Origin of the sequence: Variovorax sp. EL159 (genome assembly GCF_900100965.1) — a bacterium.
Lineage (GTDB): Bacteria > Pseudomonadota > Gammaproteobacteria > Burkholderiales > Burkholderiaceae_C > Variovorax.
The window spans coordinates 1,236,424-1,256,484 of record NZ_FMUJ01000002.1 but is presented as its reverse complement, the minus strand read 5'-3'; the positions used below and the strand labels follow the sequence as shown (position 1 = coordinate 1,256,484).

Here is a 20,061-nt window from a genome sequence, read left to right as displayed (position 1 = left end):
GAGTTGGTACGGGTTTCGGGCTGAACCGGATCAGCGGTACTTGGCGTCGGCCGCCTTGTTCGCTGCAATTTCTTTTTCGTAGCGATCGCCCACGGCCAGGAGCATGTCCTTGGTGAAGTACAGGTCGCCCCGCTTTTCGCCGTGGTATTCGAAGATGTGCGTCTCGACGATCGAGTCGACCGGGCAGCTTTCTTCGCAGAAGCCGCAGAAGATGCACTTGGTCAGGTCGATGTCATAGCGCGAGGTACGACGCGAGCCGTCGTCGCGCACTTCGGATTCGATGGTGATGGCCAGCGCCGGGCAGACGGCTTCGCAGAGCTTGCAGGCAATGCAGCGCTCTTCGCCGTTTTCATAACGACGCAGTGCGTGCAGGCCGCGGAAACGCGGCGACAGCGGCGTCTTCTCTTCGGGGAACTGCACCGTGATCTTGCGGGCGAAGGCGTACTTGCCCGTGATCGCCAGGCCCTTGAACAGTTCGAACAGCATGAAGCTGCCGAGGAAGTCCTTCAGCGAGAACGGCGCGGACGGTGTTGCGGTGTGCGCAGCAGACATGATGTTGGCGCTTCCAGTTATTTCCAGATGTTGAACGGCGTCTGCATCCAGCCACCGACCACGACCAGCCACACGAGGGTGACGGGAATGAAGATCTTCCAGCCCAGACGCATGATCTGGTCATAGCGGAAGCGCGGGAACGTCGAGCGCACCCACAGGAACATGGTGACCACGCAGAAGGTCTTGGCACCCAGCCAGATCCAGCCCGGAATGAAGCTCAGGAACTCGAACGGTGGCAGCCAGCCGCCGAGGAACAACACGACGGTCAGGATCGAGACCAGCCACATGTTGGCGTACTCGGCCAGGAAGAACATCGCGAAGCTCATGCCCGAGTACTCGATCATGTGGCCGGCAACGATTTCGGATTCGCCTTCCACCACGTCGAACGGGTGGCGGTTGGTTTCGGCCAGGCCCGAGATGAAGTAGACGACGAAGATCGGCAGCAGCGGCAGCCAGTTCCACGACAGGAAGCCGACGCCCATGTTGGCGAACATGCCCTTGCCCTGAACGTTCACGATCTCGCTCATGTTCAGGCTGCCGGTGACCATCAGCACCACGACGAAGCAGAAGCCCATCGCGATTTCGTAGCTCACCATCTGTGCCGAAGCGCGCAGCGCGCCCAGAAAGGCGTACTTCGAGTTCGAGGCCCAGCCGGCGATGATCACGCCGTACACCTCGAGCGAGGTGATGGCCATCACGAACAACAGGCCGGCATTGATGTTGGCCAGCGCCACGTCGGGACCGAAGGGAATCACGGCCCATGCGGCCAGCGCCGGCATGATGGTCATGATCGGGCCCAGCAGGAACAGGCCCTTGTTGGCGACCGTCGGAAGAATGATTTCCTTGGTCATCAGCTTGAGCGCGTCGGCGATCGGCTGGAGCAGGCCCAGCGGTCCGATGCGGTTCGGGCCGATACGGATCTGCGTAAAGCCGATGGCCTTGCGCTCCCACAGCGTGAGGTACGCCACGGCCAGCATCAGCGGGATCACGACCACGATGATCTTGATCAGCGTCCAGATCACGGGCCAGACCACGGTGGTCCACCAACCTGCGGCGACCAGCCCCTGGCCGAAGCCATGAATTGCGTCGACGATCATGCCAATGCCTCCTCGGCACGGGCCGGTGCGACCGATGCATGGCGTGCATCGGCGGTCAGTTGCAGCGACGGGGCACGGCGCACGATCGAGTCGAGCTGGTAGATGCTCGCGACCACGGGTGCCGGCACAGCGCCGTTGGATGCGACGGCGTTCGCAGCGGTCGCGTTGTTCAATGCGTTGGCCGGAACGGCACCGCCCTCGCCCACTGTCTTGAGTACGTCAGCGGTCGATTCGAACGCGAAGCCGGGCAGGCCGAGCAGGTTGGCCAGCACGCGCAGCACCTTCCACGCCGGACGCGTTTCGCCTTGCGGCTTCACGACGGCATGAAAACCTTGCAGGCGGCCTTCGGCATTGATGAAGGTGCCGGGCGTTTCGGTGAATGGCGCGATGGGCAGCAACACGTCGCTGAATTCGAGGTTGGCCTTGAACGGACTCAGCGTGACGACCATCTGTGCATTGCCGATGACGTCGGCAGCGGCAGCGCCGACGGCCGAGTCGAACACCGGCTCGGTGTTCAGCAGCAGCACGGCCTTCAGGCCGGAGCCTGCGGCGAGCATGCGGCCGGCATCGAGGCCGCCGTTCTTCGGGAAGGCGCCAACGATCTGCGCACCCACGGTGTTGGCCGCTTCGGTCAGGTAGCCGACGCTGGCGCCGGTCTGCGCACCGATCCAGTTCGCAAGGGCCAGCAGGCTGCTGGCTTGTCCGTGATGGGCGGCGGCGTTGCCAAGCAGGATGGCCTTGCGTTCGCCGCTCAGCAGCGAGGCTGCGATGGCTTGTGCAGCGGCGTCGGGTGCATTCTTCGGGGCCAGCGGTGCGGTGGCACCGTTGGTCTGAGCGATGGCGGCAGCAACGGCAGCCAGCGCTTCGACCCACTGGTCGGCACCGACGATCGTCGATTGCGCCACGTCGATGGCCCAAGCATCGCGGGTGGCCATCAGGTTGGCCGAGGTGATCACCGACAGCGCGGCGCCTTTGCGCACGGCCTGGCGGATGCGCTGTGCGAACAGCGGATGTTCCTTGCGCAGGTTCGAACCGACGACCAGCGCGCGCTGCACTTGCGTGAGCGAGGCGATCGAGGTGCCGAGCCAGCGGACGCCTTCGAAGGCCGTAAATTCGGCGTTGCGCAGGCGGTAGTCGATGTTGTCGCTGCCGAGTTCACGCGTGAGCATGGCGGCCAGTTGCAGCTCTTCGAGCGTGCTGTGCGGGCTGACCAGCGTGCCGATGCTCTTGGCACCGTGGTCGGCCTTGATCTGCTTGAGGCCGTTGGCCACGTACTCGAGCGCCGTCTGCCAGTCGACCTGCTGCCATTGGCCGCCCTGCTTGAGCATGGGCTGCGTCAGGCGCTCGGTGCCGTTGAGCGCTTCGTACGAGAAGCGATCGCGGTCGGCGATCCAGCATTCATTGACGTCTTCGTTCTCGAGCGGCACCACGCGCATCACGCGGTTGTTCTTGACCTGGACGATCAGGTTGGCACCCGTCGAATCGTGCGGGCTCACCGACTTGCGACGCGACAGTTCCCAGGTGCGGGCGCTGTAGCGGAACGGCTTGCTCGTGAGCGCGCCGACCGGGCAGATGTCGATCATGTTGCCCGACAGTTCGGAGTCGACCGAATCGCCGAGGAAGGTTTCGATTTCGGAGTGCTCGCCGCGGTGCGACATGCCGAGCTCCATCACGCCGGCCACTTCCTGGCCGAAACGGACGCAGCGCGTGCAGTGGATGCAGCGGCTCATTTCTTCCATGCTGATCAGCGGGCCGACGTCCTTGTGGAAGACGACGCGCTTTTCTTCTTCGTAGCGCGAAGAAGAGCCGCCATAGCCCACGGCCAGGTCCTGCAGCTGGCATTCGCCGCCCTGGTCGCAGATCGGGCAATCCAGCGGGTGGTTGATCAGAAGGAACTCCATGACCGACTGCTGCGCCTTGATGGCCTTTTCGCTCTTGGTGCGAACGATCATGCCCTGCGTGACGGGCGTGGCGCAGGCCGGCATCGGCTTGGGCGCTTTTTCCACGTCGACCAGGCACATGCGGCAATTGGCCGCGATGCTGAGTTTCTTGTGATAGCAGAAGTGCGGGATGTACGTGCCCGCCTTGTCGGCCGCATGCATCACCATGCTGCCTTCGGTCACTTCGACCTTCTTGCCGTCGAGTTCGATTTCTATCATGAGTATGTTTCTTCTCGCGCTCAGTCCTTGACGGGCGCCGCCGGGACGTAGCCCGGAATCAGGGCCTCGAACTCGTGACGGAAGTGCTTGATCATGGCGCGCACGGGCATTGCGGCCGCATCGCCGAGCGCACAGATCGTGCGGCCCATGATGTCGCCGGCCACGGAATCCAGCAGTTGCAGGTCGCTGGGCTTGCCCTGCCCGTTGTGGATGCGGTCCACCACGCGGTAGAGCCAGCCCGTGCCTTCGCGGCAAGGCGTGCATTGGCCGCAGGACTCGTGCATGTAGAAGTACGAGAGGCGCTTGAGCGACTCGACCATCGAGCGGCTGTCGTCCATGACGATGACCGCGCCCGAGCCCAGCATCGAGCCGGCCTTGGCGATGGAGTCGTAGTCCATGGTGCAGGCCATCATGATGTCGGCCGGCAGCACTGGCGCCGACGAACCACCGGGGATCACGGCCTTCAGCTTGCGGCCCTTGCGGACACCGCCAGCCAGTTCGAGCAGCTTGGAAAACGGTGTGCCCATGGGCACTTCGTAGTTGCCGGGCAGCTCGACGTCACCGCTCACCGAATAGATCTTGGTGCCGCCGTTGTTCGGCTTGCCGCATTCGAGGTAGGCCGGGCCGCCATTGCGGATGATCCAGGGCACCGCCGCGAAGGTCTCGGTGTTGTTGATGGTGGTCGGCTTGCCGTACAGGCCGAAGCTCGCCGGGAACGGCGGCTTGAAGCGCGGCTGGCCCTTCTTGCCTTCGAGCGATTCGAGCAGCGCGGTTTCTTCGCCGCAGATATAGGCACCGAAGCCGTGGGCTGCGTGCAACTGGAAGTTGTACGTGCTGCCCATGATCTTGTCGCCGAGGTAGCCCGCGGCGCGCGCTTCTTCGAGGGCTTCCTCGAAGCGGTCGTAGCTCTGGAAGATCTCGCCGTGGATGTAGTTGTAGCCCACGCTGATGCCCATCGCATATGCGGCGATGGCCATGCCTTCGATCACGATGTGGGGATTGAACTGCAGGATGTCGCGGTCCTTGCAGGTACCCGGCTCGCCTTCGTCGGAGTTGCAGACGAGGTACTTCTGGCCCGGGAACTGGCGGGGCATGAAGCTCCACTTCAGGCCGGTCGGGAAACCCGCGCCGCCACGGCCGCGCAGGCCCGAAGCCTTGACTTCGGCGATCACCTGGTCGGGCGTGAGGCCCTCGGTGAGGATCTTGCGCAGCGCCTGGTAGCCGCCACGCGCTTCGTAGTCGGCCAGACGCCAGTTGGTGCCATTGAGGCCCGCATAGATCTGCGGCTCGATATGGCGGTCATGGAAGCAGGTCTGGACGCCGGTGGCCTGGAACTGCTGGAGCACTTGTTCGGGTGACATCACGAAGCCTCCCCCTTGGTGGCCGGCGCGGCAGTGCGCAGGCCGTCGATCAGCTGGTCGAGCTTCTCGTTGCTCATGAAGCTGCACATGGTGCGGTCGTTGACCAACATCACGGGCGAATCGGCGCAGGCGCCCAGGCATTCGCTCTGCTGCAGCGTGAACAGGCCATCGGCCGTGGTCTCGCCCATCTTGATGCCCAGCTTCTTCTCGAGGTGCACGAGCGCCGTGACACCGTCGCGCAGCTGGCAAGGCAGGTTGGTGCACACGTTGAGCTTGAACTTGCCCACCGGGTGCTGGTTGTACATGTTGTAGAAGGTCGTGACTTCATGCACGGCGATAGGCGCCATGCCGAGGTACTCGGCGATCTCGCGCTCGCGCTGCAGGCTCACGAAACCCTCGTCCTGCTGGACGATGGCAAGGCAGGCCATCACAGCCGACTGCTTGCCTGCTTCGGGGTATTTGGCCACCTCGCGCGCAAAGCGCTCGAGGATCGCAGGCTTCAAAGGGGAAGAAGGCGCCGAAGGCGCCGTGTCATGGTGGGTCGAGGAAGTCATTCGCTCTTTCTCACCTGTCGATCTCGCCGAACACGATGTCCATCGTGCCGATCACCGCGACAGCGTCGGCGATCATGTGACCGCGCGACATTTCGTCGAGGGCGGCGAGGTGCGGGAAACCAGGGGCGCGGATCTTCAGGCGGTACGGCTTGTTGGCGCCGTCGCTCACGAGATAGATGCCGAACTCGCCCTTCGGATGCTCGACGGCGGCATACGCCTCGCCTTCAGGCACGTGGAAGCCTTCGGTGAAGAGCTTGAAATGGTGGATCAGCTCCTCCATGTTCGCCTTCATCGATTCGCGCGCGGGCGCGGCGACCTTGTGGTTGTCGGTGATGACCGGGCCGGGGTTGGCACGCAGCCACGTCGAACACTGCTGGATGATCCGGTTGGCCTGGCGCATCTCTTCGACGCGCACGAGGTAGCGGTCATAGCAGTCGCCGGTCTTGCCGACCGGCACGTCGAACTTCATCTGGTCGTAGACGTCGTAGGGCTGCTTCTTGCGCAGGTCCCATTCGATGCCCGAGCCACGCAGCATCGGACCGGTGAAGCCGAGGTTGAGCGCGCGCTCAGGCGTGACCACGCCGATGCCCACGGTGCGCTGCTTCCAGATACGGTTGTCGGTGAGCAGCGTCTCGTACTCGTCGACCATCTTCGGGAAGCGCTTGCAGAAATCGTCGACGAAATCGAGCAGCGAACCCTGGCGGTTTTCGTTGAGACGCTCGATCGCCTTGGCGTTCTTGATCTTGCTGACCTTGTACTGCGGCATGGCGTCCGGCAGGTCGCGGTAGACACCGCCCGGACGGAAGTACGCCGCGTGCATGCGCGCGCCGGACACGGCTTCGTACATGTCGAACAGGTCTTCACGCTCGCGGAAGCAGTAGATGAGCATGTTCATCGCACCGCAGTCCAGACCGTGCGCACCGAGCCACAGCAGGTGGTTCAGCAGGCGGGTGATCTCGGCGAACATCACGCGGATGTACTGCGCGCGGATCGGCACTTCGAGGCCCATCATCCGCTCGATGGCGAGGCAATAGGCGTGCTCGTTGGACATCATCGACACGTAGTCGAGGCGGTCCATGTACGGCAGCGACTGGATGAAGGTACGCGACTCGGCGAGCTTCTCGGTCGCTCGGTGCAGCAGGCCGATGTGCGGGTCGGCACGCTGGATCACTTCGCCGTCCAGCTCGAGCACCAGGCGCAACACGCCGTGCGCGGCCGGATGCTGAGGGCCAAAGTTGAGGGTGTAGTTCTTGATTTCGGCCATATCAGTGCAAACCGCCGCCGTAGTTGTCTTCGCGGATCACGCGCGGCGTGATTTCTCGCGGCTCGATCGATACCGGCTGGTACACGACGCGCTTTTGCTCTTCGTCGTAACGCATTTCGACGTGACCCGACACCGGGAAATCCTTGCGGAACGGGTGGCCGATGAAGCCGTAGTCGGTCAGGATGCGGCGCAGGTCGTCGTGGCCATCGAACACGATGCCGTAGAGGTCGAAGGCTTCGCGTTCGAACCAGGTGGCGGCATTCCAGACGGGCTGGAGGGAGTCGACCACGGGCAGGTCTTCATTCGGCGCGAACACCTTCAGGCGCACGCGTTGATTGAGGCTCACCGACAGCAGGTGCGAGACGACGCCATAGCGCTCGCCTTGCCACTCGCCTTCGCGGTAGTCGGAATAGTCCATGCCGCAGAGGTCGATCAGCTGCTCGAAACGGCAACCGGGCGCGTCGCGCAGGATGGTTGCAGCCTCGATGTAGTCGGCCGCACCCACCACCACGGTCACTTCGCCGAGGGCGAGCGTGACGCTCTTGGCCTTGGCGCCGAGCGTCTCGGCGATGGTGGCGCGCAACACCTCCGGCGAAATTGCAAAGTCAGTCATCGTCGGCAATCTCTCAGGCACGGGCAATGGTGTTGGTGCGGCGAATCTTCTGCTGCAGCTGGATCACGCCATAGAGCAGCGCTTCGGCGGTGGGCGGGCAACCCGGCACATAGACGTCGACCGGCACGATGCGGTCGCAGCCGCGCACCACCGAATAGCTGTAGTGGTAGTAACCACCGCCATTCGCGCACGAACCCATCGACAGCACCCAGCGCGGCTCGGGCATCTGGTCATAGACCTTGCGCAGAGCGGGCGCCATCTTGTTGCACAGCGTGCCGGCCACGATCATCAGATCGGACTGACGCGGGCTGGGGCGGAACAGCATGCCGAAACGATCGATGTCGTAGCGGGCAGCGCCTGCGTGCATCATTTCCACCGCACAGCATGCGAGGCCGAAAGTCATCGGCCAGAGAGATCCGGTCTTCGCCCAGTTCACCACCGAGTCGTAGGTCGTGGTGACGAAGCCTTCTTTGAGAACGCCTTCAATGGCCATTGTGTAGCTTCCTTGTCATTCCCAGTCGAGCGCGCCTTTTTTCCACTCGTAGACGAAGCCCACGACGAGGATGGCGAGAAAGATCATCATGGCCCAGAAGCCGACAGCACCGATCTCCTTGAGCGCAATGGCCCACGGAAAGAGAAAGGCAATTTCGAGATCGAACAGGATGAAGAGAATTGCGACGAGGTAATAGCGCACGTCGAACTTCATGCGCGCATCCTCGAAGGCCTCGAAGCCACACTCGTAGGGAGCGTTCTTCGCAGCGTCGGGCCGATTGGGACCCAGGATGTATCCGATGACTTGGGGGGCGACGCCTACGCCGACCCCGACCAAAATGAACAAAAGGACGGGAAGGTAGGAATCGAGGTTCATCGAGAAATTTTTCACCGCTTGCCACCGGCAGAAGAACCTCTGAATGAGATTTTCTGCCGATGAGATTTGGTGCGGTCGGCGAGACTCGAACTCGCACAGCTTTCGCCACTACCCCCTCAAGATAGCGTGTCTACCAATTTCACCACGACCGCGGTTTTTGCTGCTCAGATGGCATGAGGTACCTGTTAAGGCATTTGGCTTTCTGAACAGCTTTAGAGTTTACCCTGAAATGAAGCCGTTTCTCGCTGGCGGCTGCACGAAAACTCTTTGATTATTTGTTGGGAATCTGACCCGCACCCGAAACAGGGGCTGCAGGAGCCGAAGCAGGGGAGCTCGGAGCTGCCGCACCGGGGATTTCACCAGCCGCACCAGTGGTGGGCGCAGCAGGCGTTGCGGGCGCACCCACGGCGGCGCGCTCGAGAAGGCTGCCACCACCCGCAGGCCGTGCATGGCTGAAGTAAGCCAGCAGCAGCGTGCATGCAAAGAACACAGCAGCGAGCACAGCCGTGGTGCGCGACAAAAAGTTCGCACTGCCACTGGCACCAAACAGGCTACCGGCACTGCCGCTGCCGAAGGCGGCGCCCATGTCGGCACCCTTGCCGTGCTGGATCAGGATCAGGCCGATCATTGCCAGGGCTGCCAGCATCTGCACGCCGACCAGAAGGTTGAGGACCACGTTCATTCGTTCTTACTCCTAATTGATAGCAGCCGTTGCGCGTTCAGCGCGCAGCGGCAGAAATGATCTGCAGAAAATCGGGGGCCTTGAGCGACGCGCCACCGATGAGGCCGCCGTCGATGTCGGCCTGCGCAAGCAGTTCCGCGGCATTGGCCGCGCTCATGCTTCCGCCGTAAAGAATGTTGATGCCAGCCGCATGCTCGCTCGCCGCATGGTGCAGCTGCGCGCGCAGCACGGCGTGCACTGCCTGCGCCTGCTCAGGCGTTGCCGTCTTGCCCGTGCCAATGGCCCAGACCGGCTCGTAAGCCACGACGATTTCGCTGATGCAGTGCCCATTGACATGGATCACCGCAGCCAGTTGGCGCTTGACGACCTCTTCGGTCTGCCCTGCCTCGCGTTGCGCCAGCGTTTCACCGACGCAGACGATCGGCGTGATGCCGTTGGCCAGTGCCGCAGCCGCCTTCGCAGCCACAACTTCATCGGTCTCGCCGTGATACTGCCGACGCTCGGAATGCCCGACGATGGCATAGCGCACGCCGAAATCCTTCAGCATCGCCGCCGACTGTTCGCCGGTGAACGCCCCTTGCGGATGCGCCGAAACATCCTGCGCACCGAGCGCCATCGCCGCAGAGCCCGCCAGCAGCGACTGCAGCTGGGCGAAGTAAGGCGCAGGCACGCACAAGGCGACATCGCAACCCGCCGGGCTGGCAGCCAGGCCTTGTTGCAAGGCTTTCACCAGCGTCTCGTTGGCGGCCAGGCCGCCATTCATCTTCCAGTTGCCGGCGATCAGTTTCTTCTTGGTTGTCATCGCGTTCTTCTTGTCACCATGTCAGCACGATCTTGCCGATGTGCTGGTTCGATTCCATCAGCGTGTGAGCCTGGGCTGCGCCACTCGGTTCACCCACTGCCGCAAAGGTGCTGTGAATCACAGGCTTGATCGCGCCGCTCTCCAGCAGCGGCCACACCTTCTCGCGCAGCGCCTTGGCAATGGCGCCCTTGAACGCCACCGGGCGCGGGCGCAACGTCGAGCCGGTGATCGTGAGCCGCCTGCGCAGCACGAGGCCCGCATTGATCTGGCTCTTCACACCGCCCTGCACTGCAATGATCACGAGCCGGCCATCTTCAGCCAGGCACTCGATCTCGCGCGCCACGTAGTCGCCGGCGACCATGTCGAGCACCACATCCACACCCTTGCCACCGGTGAGCCTCTTCGCCTCTTCAACGAAATCGGTCGTGCGGTAGTTGATGGCGTGATCGGCGCCGAGCTTCTTGCAGGCTTCGCACTTGTCGTCGCTGCCTGCCGTGACGATCACAGTGGCACCGAGCGCCTTGGCGATCTGGATCGCCGTGACGCCGATGCCGCTCGATCCACCCTGGATCAGCAGCGTCTCGCCCTTTTGCAGGCGGCCGCGCTCGAACACATTGCTCCAGACGGTGAAGAAGGTCTCGGGCAGCGAAGCCGCATCGACATCGCTCCAACCCTTGGGCACCGGCAGGCACTGCGCCACAGGCGCCACGCACAGCTCGGCATATCCGCCACCCGCAATCAGCGCACAGACGCGATCACCGACCTTGAAACCCGCCTCGGCCAATGCCGCAGCATCGCCCGACACGATCTCGCCGGCCACTTCGAGGCCCGGCAGATCGGATGCGCCGGGCGGCACCGGATAGTTGCCCATCCGCTGCAGCACGTCGGGACGATTGACGCCACTCGCCGCAACGCGGATCAGCAGCTCGCCCGCACCCGCAACCGGATCGGGACGCTCTGCGACGCGCAGCACCTCGGGGGCGCCGAACGAAGTGATTTCAATGGCTTTCATGGTCTTTCGGCCTCCAACGCCCGCATGTGGGGCGAAGCTAGCTGTTCAAAAGATAGCAACGGCAGGGAAAACCTGCCGCTGCGCCCTTCTTACTCCTGAGGCTCGCGCGGGGCCTGCTGCTGCTCGCCGGCCGGAGCCTGCGGTTGCTCATTGCGCGGCTGTTGCTGCTGGTCGTTGAAGCGCGGTGCGCGCTCGCCACGATCGCCACGATCGCCACGGTCCGAACGCTCACGGCGGTCGCCGCCACGGTCACCGCGATCGCCGCGGTCTTCACGCGGCGGGCGCTCGCTGTATTCCATGCCGGCGGGACGCTCGGTCAGAGCCTTCATGGACAGCTTGACGCGGCCCTTTTCGTCGGTTTCCAGAACCTTGACCTTCACGATCTGGCCTTCGCTCAGATAGTCGGTCACCTTCTCGACGCGTTCGTGCGCGATCTGGCTGATGTGCAGCAGGCCGTCCTTGCCGGGCAGCAGGTTGATGAGCGCACCGAAGTCCAGGATCTTGGTGACCGGGCCTTCGTAGACCTTGCCGATTTCAACTTCGGCGGTGATCTGCTCGATGCGCTTCTTGGCCAGTTCGGCCTTTTCCGGATCGGTCGAGGCGATGGTGATGGTGCCGTCTTCGTCGATGTTGATCGTCGTGCCGGTTTCTTCCTGCAGGCCACGGATGACCGAGCCGCCCTTGCCGATCACGTCGCGGATCTTCTCGGGGTTGATCTTCAGCGTGGTCAGGCGCGGCGCGAAGCTGGAGACTTCGGCCTTGGCCTCGCCCATCGCTTCCTGCATCTTGCCCAGGATGTGCATGCGCGCTTCCTTGGCTTGTGCCAATGCGACCTGCATGATTTCCTTGGTGATGCCCTGGATCTTGATGTCCATCTGCAGCGCGGTGATGCCGTTGGTCGTGCCGGCCACCTTGAAGTCCATGTCGCCCAGGTGATCTTCGTCGCCCAGGATGTCGGTCAGCACGGCGAAGCGGTTGTCTTCCTTGATCAGGCCCATGGCGATACCCGCCACGTGCGCCTTCATGGGCACGCCGGCGTCCATCATCGAGAGGCAGCCGCCGCAGACCGAAGCCATCGACGACGAACCGTTCGACTCGGTGATTTCCGAAACCACGCGCACGGTGTACGGGAACTCTTCCTTCGACGGCAACACGGCGACGAGCGCACGCTTGGCCAGGCGGCCGTGGCCGATTTCGCGGCGCTTGGTCGAGCCCATGCGGCCCACTTCGCCGGTAGCAAAGGGAGGCATGTTGTAGTGGAACAGGAAGCGGTCTTCGTACTCGCCTGCCAGCGCGTCGATGCGCTGCGCGTCGCGCTCGGTGCCGAGCGTGGTGATGACCAGCGCTTGCGTTTCGCCGCGCGTGAACAGGGCCGAACCGTGGGTGCGGGGCAGCACCGAGTTGCGGATCTCGATGGGGCGCACGGTGCGCGTGTCGCGGCCGTCGATGCGGGGTTCACCCGACAGGATCTGGCTGCGCACGATCTTCGATTCGATGGCGAACAGCAGGTCGTTGACCTTGCCTGCATCGAAAGGCTCGCCGCTTTCCTTCAGCGTGTTCATCACGCTGGCATTGGCTTCGCGCAGGGCCTGCGTACGGGCTTGCTTGCTGCGGATTTGATAAACGGCGCGCAGCTTTTCTTCGGCCAGGCCCTTGACCTTGGCAACGAAGGCTTCGTCTTCGGCGGGCGCTTGCCAGTCCCACACCGGCTTGCCGGCGTCACGCACGAGTTCGTGGATCGCGTTGATCGCGACGTTGGCTTGCTCATGGCCGAACACCACACCACCCAGCATGATTTCTTCGCTGAGTTGCAGGGCTTCGGACTCGACCATCAGCACGGCGGCTTGCGTGCCGGCGACGACGAGGTCCATCTGCGAATCCTTGCGGGCGGTCTGGCCCGGATTCAGCACGTACTGGCCGTTGATGTAGCCCACGCGGGCGGCACCGATCGGGCCGTTGAAGGGCACGCCGGAGATCGAGAGCGCGGCGCTCACGCCGATCATGGCGGCGATGTCGGCGTCGACTTCGGGGTTGAGCGACACGGTGTGGATGACCACGTGCACTTCGTTCAGGAAGCCTTCAGGGAACAGCGGGCGGATCGGACGGTCGATCAGGCGGCTGGTCAGCGTTTCGTGTTCGCTGGGCTTGGCTTCGCGCTTGAAGAAGCTGCCGGGAATCTTGCCTGCAGCGTAGGTCTTCTCGATGTAGTCGACGGTCAGCGGGAAGAAGTCCTGGCCCGGCTTGGCGGTCTTGGAGGCGACCACGGTCGCCAGGATCACGGTGCCGTCGATGTCGACGAGCACGGCGCCGCTGGCCTGGCGTGCGATTTCGCCCGTTTCCATGACGACAGTCTTGTCGCCCCATTGGAAGGACTTGGTGACTTTGTTGAAGAGGCTCATGTTTGCTCCTGTTTTAGTAGCAGGCCACACAGGACCCGCAAAGGACGGAGGCTTCTCAGAACACGATGCCATTCCAGTGAAGCTCGGGACGAACTTCATTGGAATGACACAGCTTCGCTCTGTTTTGGCACTCCGAAAGTGGATCGCGAAGTAAAAAACGCCTGAGCTAGCGGACTAACCCAGGCGTTTTTTCATGCGATTCGGTTTACTTGCGCAGACCCAGCTTGGCGATCAGCGCGGTGTAACGGTCGGCGTTCTTGGACTTGAGGTAGTCGAGAAGCTTGCGACGGCGGCTCACCATGCGCAGCAGGCCGCGACGACCATGGTGGTCCTTGGCGTGCGTCTTGAAGTGGGGGGTGAGTTCGTTGATACGGGCGGTCAGCAGTGCGACTTGCACTTCGGGGCTGCCAGTGTCGTTGGCGGCGCGGGCATTGTCTTTGACGACTTCGGCCTTGATGGAGGCTGCGATCATGTTGAATTTCCTTGTTCCGGGATGTTTGACTTGCGGTAAGCGCTGGAACTGCCCTCACCGTGCGCCTTGCGGCATGCAAAGCCTCGGGATTATAGCCCGAGCTGGGCTTGCCCCCAGGCTACGCGCACTTCGTGTCGCTTCTCCTCCCCTGCCGGGGGCAACACCAGCGGCCCGGCAGAGCCGGTTCCGCGGTGTTTCACGAAGGGGCCGCGACTTCGTCGGGCCGCGCGCCGGGTCTTCCGTCGAGGGACGCCAGGGCCACCGCGCCCAGCACGCAGGCGGCTCCGCCCACCTGCGCCATGTTGATACTTTCACCCAGCCAAAGGGCCGCCAGTATCAGCGCGGAAACCGGCAGGATCGCCGTGAAGAGCGCGGCTTCCGCCCCCTTCAATCGAGCCGATCCGGCAAACCAGAGCACAAAACCCAGCACCGTCGGCACCAGCGCGTAGTAGGCGACGCCGGCCAGGGCGGCCGTCGGCAACGGCTGCTCCCAGGCGCGCTCGAACAGCGCCGGAATCAGCGACAGCAGGAGCCCGAAAGCCGTCATCAACGTCGACACCGCCAGCGGCCGCACCGGCACCCGCAGGCGCTTGTTGAGCAGGATGAACATCGCTTCGCAGACGACCGCGCCCAGTACCAGCAGATTGCCGACCATTGCAGCAGGGGATTTTGAGTCCCCCGCCGAACCCTCCCCTGGCCAGCTGATCGCCAGCACCCCTGCCGTCGCCAGCAGGATGCTGCCCACCAGATACCGCCCCGGCCGCTCGCGCAAGGCCAGCACCGCCACCAGCGCAGCAACCGCCGGCAGCGTGCCTGCCACCACACCCGCGCTCGCGGCTGGCGCCCATCGGACGCCCAGGATCAGCAGCACCGTGTAGCCGACGCTGCCCAGCCCGGCCTGGCACAGGAGCAGCACGAGGTCGCGCCGGTCCGGGCGAGGCCACGAGGTACGGGTCAGCCGCAGCAGCAGGAGAAACACCGGCAGCGCCATCGCGAACCGCAGCGCCGTCGCCGTGAACGGCGGCAAGCCGCCGGCGATCACCTTGCTGGCGACCACGGTGCTGCCCACCGTGACCATCGCCAGGGCGCACAGCGCCATTCCCTTGAGCCGTTCCGACATGCATGACCTTTCGCTCTCGATGAAAGAAAGGTCGAGCTTCGCGGGCCGCTCGCGCCGCGTATTGAACGAAATTGCAGCAGACGGCCGGATCAGGCCTTGCGCGGCTGCGCCGCCAGCCAGTGGCGCAGGCGCTCCACGCCTTGCACCAGCCGCTGCGGGTCTTTGGAGGCGAAGCACCAGCGCAGCCAGCCCTGCGCCTCGGGTGCGAAGGCATTGCCCGGCGCGAGGCCCAGCCCTGCCTCGACCACCAGCCGCTTGGCGACGTCGAGCGAGTCGCCAAACCCTTCGAGCCGGAAGAAGGCGTACATGCCGCCCTTGGCCGATGCCACCTGCACGCCCGGCACGGCCGCCAGCAAGGGCACCAGCGTGTCGCGGCACAGCTTCAGGTGCGCCACCACGCGCGGCGTAATCTCGCCGGTGTGCGCGATGGCCGCGATGGCTGCACGCTGCGTGAACACGCTGGCGCACGAGGTGTTGAACTCGATCAGCTTGCCGATGCCCTCGACCATGGCGGGCGGCAGCACCAGCCAGCCAAGTCGCCAGCCGGTCATGAGGAAGCTCTTCGAGAAGCTGTGCGTGACGACCAGCCGATCGTCAGGCTTCGAAATGTCGAGGAAGCTCGGCGCGCAGCCATTGGGCGTCGGCTCGAAGTAGAGGCGCTCGTACACCTCGTCGGCCAGGATCCACGTGCCGGTCTGGCGGCAATGATCGAGCACGGCCTGCTGCTCGTCGCGCGTCATGGTCCAGCCGGTCGGGTTGTTGGGCGCATTGACGATCAGCAGCTTGGTCTTCGAGGTGACTGCGGCGCGCAACGCGGCCAGGTCGAGCGTCCATTGCCCCGCCACCGGCACCAGCGGCACGGTGCGCACATGCGCCCCCATGATCGCGGGCTGCGCCGTGAGGTTGGGCCACACCGGCGTCACGGCGACCACGTCGTCGCCCGCATCGACCAGCGCCTGCACCGCCAGCATCAACGCGCTCACGCCGCCCGAAGTCACGGCGATGCGCGAGGCATCGACCGCCGGGTGCAGTGCGCTGGTGTAGCGCGCGATCGCCTCGCGCAGCTCGGGCAGGCCGAGGTTGTGTGCATAGAAGGTTTCGCCGCGCTGCAGCGACTCGATGGCCGCCTGCCGAATCACCTCGGGCGTGACCTCGTCGCTTTCGCCGAACCAGAAGGCCAGCACGTCGTCGCGGCCCATGCCGGCATTGGCGACTTCGCGAATCTTCGATGCTTCGAGGTTGTGGATGGCTTCACGCATGTCTTGTCGTCCTGTTCTTCGTCATCAAGGTCTCTTCATCTTGCACGAGGTGGGCAGTTCGGCGCGTTCGGGGGCGATGGTCTTGATCACGCGAAAGCCGTAGCCCGAGCCTTCGACATCGAACTGCACGCCCGGCTTGCCCTGCCTGTCCATCACGCCCACCACGAGCTGCTGCTGGAATTGATGGTCCGTCGCGCGCATGCGGCCGCGCTGGCCATACAGGCTGACATCGGCCTGCTCCAGCGCACGCGCCACCGCCACGGTGTCGACGCTGCCCGCACGCTCGATGGCCTGCACCAGCGACTCGATGAGCAATTGCAGCCGCATGTGCACGTAGTCGTCGGCGGGCTTCGGAAAGCGCGAGCGGAAGGCACGATAGAAAGCCTCCGACTGCGATGTCTGCACATTGGGCAGCCAGTCGGCCACCGCCACCACGCGGCCGATGCCCGCATCGCCGATGGCCGCGGGCGCACCGAGTGCATTGCCGTAGAAGGTATAGAAGCTACCGTTGAAACCCGCCTCGCGCGCGGCCTTCACGAGCAGCGTGAGGTCGTTGCCCCAGTTGCCGGTGATCACGGCCTGCGCACCGCTGGCGATGATCTTCGTGGCGTAGGGCGCGAAGTCTTTCACCTTGCCCATCGGATGCAGTTCGTCGCCGACGATCTCGACGTCGGGCCGCTGCACGCCGAGCTGTCGGCGCGACTCGCGCAGCACCGCCTGGCCGAAGCTGTAGTCCTGTCCGATCAGGTAGACGCGCTTGAGCGCCGCATCGTCTTTCAGCACGTCCATCAGCGCGGCCACGCGCATGTCGGCATGCGCGTCGAAGCGGAAGTGCCAGAAGCTGCAGCGCTCGTTGGTGAGCACCGGATCGACCGCCGCGTAGTTCAGGAAGATCACGCGCCGCGCGGGGTCGCGCTCGTTGTTCTTGTCGATGGCATCGACCAGCGCCGCGGCAGTGGCCGACGAGTTGCCCTGCAGCACGATGCGCGCGCCGTCGTCCATGGCGGCGCGCAGCGCGGAAAGCGCTTCCTCGTTCTGCCCCTTGCTGTCGTAGCGGTCCAGTTGCAGGGGCCGCGCACCGCCGGGCAGCTTCACGCCGCCGCGCGCGTTCACGCGCTCCACCGCCCACAGCAGATTGCGGAACACCGCCTCGCCCGTGTTGGCAAACGGACCGCTCATGCTTTCGATCAACGCGAGGCGGATGGGCGCCGCCTGCGGTGCCTGTGCGAGCGCCGCGAAAGGCCTCGCGCATAGCGCCAGCGCCGCGAATTTCAAGGCCTGGCGGCGCCAAATAAAGGGGGGATTCATTGTCTTGAAACGCTTGCCGATGCGCCTAGATGAGGTGTCAAGCGGCACTCACGATTGAACGGCCGCGCAGTGTAAGGGACACACATTCCTTGTCCCCATTGTGTTCATCCAGGAGCTTTTCATCATGTTCTTCGCACCCACGCTTCGCACCGCCCGCTTCACGCCCCGCGCGCATGACCACGCCTTCGAGCGCTTCGTGAACGACGCCTTCGCCGGTGCCCGCCGCTCCCCGCTCGTCGAGCAGGACGACAAGAGCTGGACCCTCTCGCTCGACGTGCCGGGCCTCTCGCGCGAAGACCTGTCGATCAGCATCGAAGGCGCCGTAATCCGCATCGACAGCAAGGTCGAAGCCAAGCGGCAGTTCAAGGCCGCCTACGAGCTGCCGCAGGACATCGACGTGGCCACGAGCAACGCCAAGATCGAGAACGGCGTGCTCACGCTCAAGCTCGGAAAACTGGTGCCGGCAAGCCAAGCCTCTCAGTTGCAAATTGACTAACTTTGCGGATGCCCACAAGAGGAAAATGTTAGTAGCGGCTTGTTTTTGACATTAAACAAGCACCCTATTCACAATAGCGCCGGATAACGTCACATGATGTGACGTTTTCTTAGTACTTTCTTCTTCGTGGGCGTCTCGTAAACGCATCGAGTTCCCGACGGTGCGGATCGGGTGCCCCCAAAGGCACCATGAAAACGCACTTTCAGCCAGCCAACGACCACCATCGTTCCGACACGCTCCTGATCTTTCTGCCTGGCGCGTACCTCAAGCCCGAAGAGTTCGAGCGCGAAGGCTTCATCAGCGCCGTGCGGGAGCGCCACCTTGCAGCCGACTCGCTGCTGGTCGACGCGGACGTTTCCTACTACTACGACCAGACGCTCAGCGAGCGCCTGCATGCGGACGTCATCGAGCCGCAACGTGCCAAGGGCTACACCTCGATCTGGCTCGTGGGCATTTCCATCGGCGGCTTCGGCGCATTGATCCACGAACTGGCGCGGCCGGGCTCGGTCGACGGCATCGTGGCGCTGGCCCCGTACCTGGGCCGCCGTGTGCTCGGCGCGGAGATCAAGAAGGCCGGCGGCCTGCGCACCTGGCAGGCGCCCACCGGGCCGCAGCCCGACGAAGAACCCGACCGCAAGCTCTGGCCCTTCTTCCAGCAGTACCTGGAGCCGCAGCCTTCCAAGGACCTGCCTCAGCTCTACCTGGGTTTCGGCCTGGCCGACCGCTTTGCCAGCAACCACAAGCTGCTGGCGGACGCCCTGCCCCCGGGGCGCGTGTTCACCACCGAAGGCGGCCACGACTGGCCCGAGTGGCGCCAGCTCTGGCGCAATGTGCTCGACGTGCTGCCGCTGCCTTCTTCGCGCGGCCGCATACGCAACCAGTCGGTTACGCGCTTTCCGGTAGCGACGCCTCGGCCGTCAGCGATGCCATCGGCCATCGCGGCCTGACGTCGAAGGCATAGCGCTCGGTGGCCTGCGACAGGCCCGACTGCAGCCGCATGGCAGCGGCCATGGCGATCATGGCGCCGTTGTCGGTGCACAGGTGCAGCTCGGGGTAGTGCACGCGCACCTTGCGCTTTGCACACGCGGCATTCAGCTGTTCGCGCAGGTTCTTGTTCGCCCCCACGCCACCGGCCACGACGAGCCGCTTGAGCCCCGTCTGGTCGAGCGCGGCGAGCGATTTCTTCAACAGCACCTCGACGATGGCGGCCTGCGTGGACGCCGCCAGGTCGGCCTTGTTCGCTTCGAGCTGATCGCCCAGCTTTTTCGCCTGCGTGAGCACGGCCGTCTTCAGGCCTGCAAAAGAAAAATCGAGATCGCCGCTGTGCAGCAATGGCCGCGGCAGCTTGAAGGCGGTGGCGCTGCCGCCTTCTGCCAGCTTCGCGAGCCAGGGGCCGCCCGGATACGGCAGGCCCATGAGCTTGGCGCTCTTGTCGAAGGCCTCGCCGGCCGCGTCGTCGATGGTTTCGCCGAGCAGTTCGTAGCGGCCCACGCCATCGACCCGCATCAATTGCGTATGACCACCCGAAACCAGCAGCGCGACGAACGGAAACTCCGGCGGATCGGCGCTCAGGAACGGCGACAGCAGATGCCCTTCGAGGTGATGCACGCCCAGCACCGGCTTGCCCAGCGCCACGCCCAGCGCGCAGGCCACGCCCGCGCCCACGAGCAACGCGCCCGCCAGGCCCGGGCCGCGCGTGTAGGCCACCACGTCGATCTCGCCCAGCGAACGGCCCGCCTCGGCCATGACGGCCTCGGTCAATGGCAGCACGCGGCGGATGTGATCGCGGCTGGCCAGCTCGGGCACCACGCCGCCGTAGGCCTGGTGCATGGCGATCTGGCTGTGCAGCGCGTGCGAACGCAGCAGCGGCAGCGCGTTGCCGTGCGACTCGACCAACGCCACGCCGGTTTCATCGCAGGATGATTCGATTCCCAACAAAAGCATGGCGCCGAGTGTAGGTGGCGCCTGCCGGGCGCGCCCGCCAAGGGACAAGCGGCGCCCGAGGCACGGATGTTGCAGTGACGCTGTGCCCCCTGCCCTTCG

General features: G+C 64.3%; 20 protein-coding genes and 1 tRNA gene. 2 read left to right on the top strand and 19 right to left on the bottom strand.

The window, feature by feature from the left end; translation table 11 throughout:
- Nucleotides 1–30 precede the first annotated feature (30 nt).
- The 18 genes from nuoI to BLQ28_RS11940 form a co-directional block, all read right to left on the bottom strand.
- Nucleotides 31–552, bottom strand: coding sequence for an NADH-quinone oxidoreductase subunit NuoI (gene nuoI, locus BLQ28_RS12025; protein WP_093239292.1), 522 nt, complete (start codon nucleotides 550–552; stop codon nucleotides 31–33).
- A gap of 17 nt (nucleotides 553–569) precedes the next feature.
- Nucleotides 570–1,649 (bottom strand): NADH-quinone oxidoreductase subunit NuoH, encoded by a 1,080-nt coding sequence (gene nuoH, locus BLQ28_RS12020; protein WP_371126624.1) that lies wholly within the window; start codon nucleotides 1,647–1,649, stop codon nucleotides 570–572.
- Nucleotides 1,646–3,808, bottom strand: a complete 2,163-nt coding sequence (gene nuoG / locus BLQ28_RS12015; protein ID WP_093239291.1) for an NADH-quinone oxidoreductase subunit NuoG — start codon at nucleotides 3,806–3,808, stop codon at nucleotides 1,646–1,648. The genes nuoH and nuoG overlap by 4 nt, the downstream gene beginning before the upstream one ends.
- A gap of 20 nt (nucleotides 3,809–3,828) precedes the next feature.
- Complete coding sequence (gene nuoF, locus BLQ28_RS12010) at nucleotides 3,829–5,169, bottom strand: NADH-quinone oxidoreductase subunit NuoF (RefSeq protein ID WP_093239289.1); 1,341 nt, start codon at nucleotides 5,167–5,169, stop codon at nucleotides 3,829–3,831.
- Nucleotides 5,169–5,723, bottom strand: a complete 555-nt coding sequence (nuoE, locus tag BLQ28_RS12005; RefSeq protein WP_176801070.1) for an NADH-quinone oxidoreductase subunit NuoE family protein — start codon at nucleotides 5,721–5,723, stop codon at nucleotides 5,169–5,171. The genes nuoF and nuoE overlap by 1 nt, the downstream gene beginning before the upstream one ends.
- A gap of 10 nt (nucleotides 5,724–5,733) precedes the next feature.
- On the bottom strand, nucleotides 5,734–6,987 hold the full coding sequence (locus BLQ28_RS12000; protein WP_093239286.1) for an NADH-quinone oxidoreductase subunit D: 1,254 nt from the start codon (nucleotides 6,985–6,987) through the stop codon (nucleotides 5,734–5,736).
- A 1-nt stretch (nucleotide 6,988) separates the two neighbouring features.
- Complete coding sequence (locus tag BLQ28_RS11995; RefSeq protein ID WP_093239284.1) at nucleotides 6,989–7,600, bottom strand: NADH-quinone oxidoreductase subunit C; 612 nt, start codon at nucleotides 7,598–7,600, stop codon at nucleotides 6,989–6,991.
- A gap of 13 nt (nucleotides 7,601–7,613) precedes the next feature.
- Nucleotides 7,614–8,093 (bottom strand): NuoB/complex I 20 kDa subunit family protein, encoded by a 480-nt coding sequence (locus BLQ28_RS11990; protein WP_007837763.1) that lies wholly within the window; start codon nucleotides 8,091–8,093, stop codon nucleotides 7,614–7,616.
- 15 nt (nucleotides 8,094–8,108) lie between these two features.
- Nucleotides 8,109–8,468, bottom strand: coding sequence for an NADH-quinone oxidoreductase subunit A (locus BLQ28_RS11985; protein WP_055805154.1), 360 nt, complete (start codon nucleotides 8,466–8,468; stop codon nucleotides 8,109–8,111).
- Nucleotides 8,469–8,535: 67 nt separating this feature from the next.
- Nucleotides 8,536–8,620, bottom strand: a tRNA-Leu gene (locus BLQ28_RS11980).
- Between the two features lie 119 nt (nucleotides 8,621–8,739).
- Nucleotides 8,740–9,150 (bottom strand): preprotein translocase subunit SecG, encoded by a 411-nt coding sequence (secG, locus tag BLQ28_RS11975; RefSeq protein WP_093239283.1) that lies wholly within the window; start codon nucleotides 9,148–9,150, stop codon nucleotides 8,740–8,742.
- Nucleotides 9,151–9,187: 37 nt separating this feature from the next.
- Entirely contained in the window at nucleotides 9,188–9,952 is a 765-nt protein-coding gene (tpiA, locus tag BLQ28_RS11970; protein WP_093239281.1) for a triose-phosphate isomerase, read from the bottom strand.
- Nucleotides 9,953–9,965: 13 nt separating this feature from the next.
- Nucleotides 9,966–10,964, bottom strand: coding sequence for an NAD(P)H-quinone oxidoreductase (locus BLQ28_RS11965; RefSeq protein WP_093239280.1), 999 nt, complete (start codon nucleotides 10,962–10,964; stop codon nucleotides 9,966–9,968).
- Nucleotides 10,965–11,053: 89 nt separating this feature from the next.
- Nucleotides 11,054–13,363 (bottom strand): polyribonucleotide nucleotidyltransferase, encoded by a 2,310-nt coding sequence (pnp, locus tag BLQ28_RS11960; protein WP_093239279.1) that lies wholly within the window; start codon nucleotides 13,361–13,363, stop codon nucleotides 11,054–11,056.
- Nucleotides 13,364–13,568: 205 nt separating this feature from the next.
- Nucleotides 13,569–13,835, bottom strand: a complete 267-nt coding sequence (gene rpsO, locus BLQ28_RS11955) for a 30S ribosomal protein S15 (RefSeq protein ID WP_093239278.1) — start codon at nucleotides 13,833–13,835, stop codon at nucleotides 13,569–13,571.
- Nucleotides 13,836–14,031: 196 nt separating this feature from the next.
- Nucleotides 14,032–14,955: a DMT family transporter gene (locus BLQ28_RS11950; RefSeq protein WP_093239276.1), complete on the bottom strand. Its 924-nt coding sequence runs from the start codon at nucleotides 14,953–14,955 to the stop codon at nucleotides 14,032–14,034.
- An 89-nt stretch (nucleotides 14,956–15,044) separates the two neighbouring features.
- Nucleotides 15,045–16,214 (bottom strand): pyridoxal phosphate-dependent aminotransferase, encoded by a 1,170-nt coding sequence (locus BLQ28_RS11945; RefSeq protein WP_093239275.1) that lies wholly within the window; start codon nucleotides 16,212–16,214, stop codon nucleotides 15,045–15,047.
- A gap of 24 nt (nucleotides 16,215–16,238) precedes the next feature.
- Nucleotides 16,239–17,522 carry a branched-chain amino acid ABC transporter substrate-binding protein gene (locus tag BLQ28_RS11940; protein WP_093239273.1) on the bottom strand — a complete coding sequence of 428 codons (1,284 nt, stop codon included), beginning with the start codon at nucleotides 17,520–17,522 and terminating at the stop codon, nucleotides 16,239–16,241.
- Nucleotides 17,523–17,646: 124 nt separating this feature from the next.
- On the opposite strand from BLQ28_RS11940, the gene BLQ28_RS11935 reads away from it, so the two are divergent.
- Nucleotides 17,647–18,018, top strand: a complete 372-nt coding sequence (locus tag BLQ28_RS11935; protein ID WP_093239272.1) for an Hsp20/alpha crystallin family protein — start codon at nucleotides 17,647–17,649, stop codon at nucleotides 18,016–18,018.
- Between the two features lie 188 nt (nucleotides 18,019–18,206).
- Nucleotides 18,207–18,965, top strand: coding sequence for an alpha/beta hydrolase-fold protein (locus BLQ28_RS11930; protein WP_093239270.1), 759 nt, complete (start codon nucleotides 18,207–18,209; stop codon nucleotides 18,963–18,965).
- On the opposite strand, the gene tsaD is transcribed toward BLQ28_RS11930, so the two are convergent.
- Nucleotides 18,904–19,962, bottom strand: coding sequence for a tRNA (adenosine(37)-N6)-threonylcarbamoyltransferase complex transferase subunit TsaD (gene tsaD, locus BLQ28_RS11925; protein ID WP_093239269.1), 1,059 nt, complete (start codon nucleotides 19,960–19,962; stop codon nucleotides 18,904–18,906). The two genes, BLQ28_RS11930 and tsaD, sit on opposite strands and share 62 nt — an antisense overlap.
- Nucleotides 19,963–20,061: the final 99 nt, after the last annotated feature.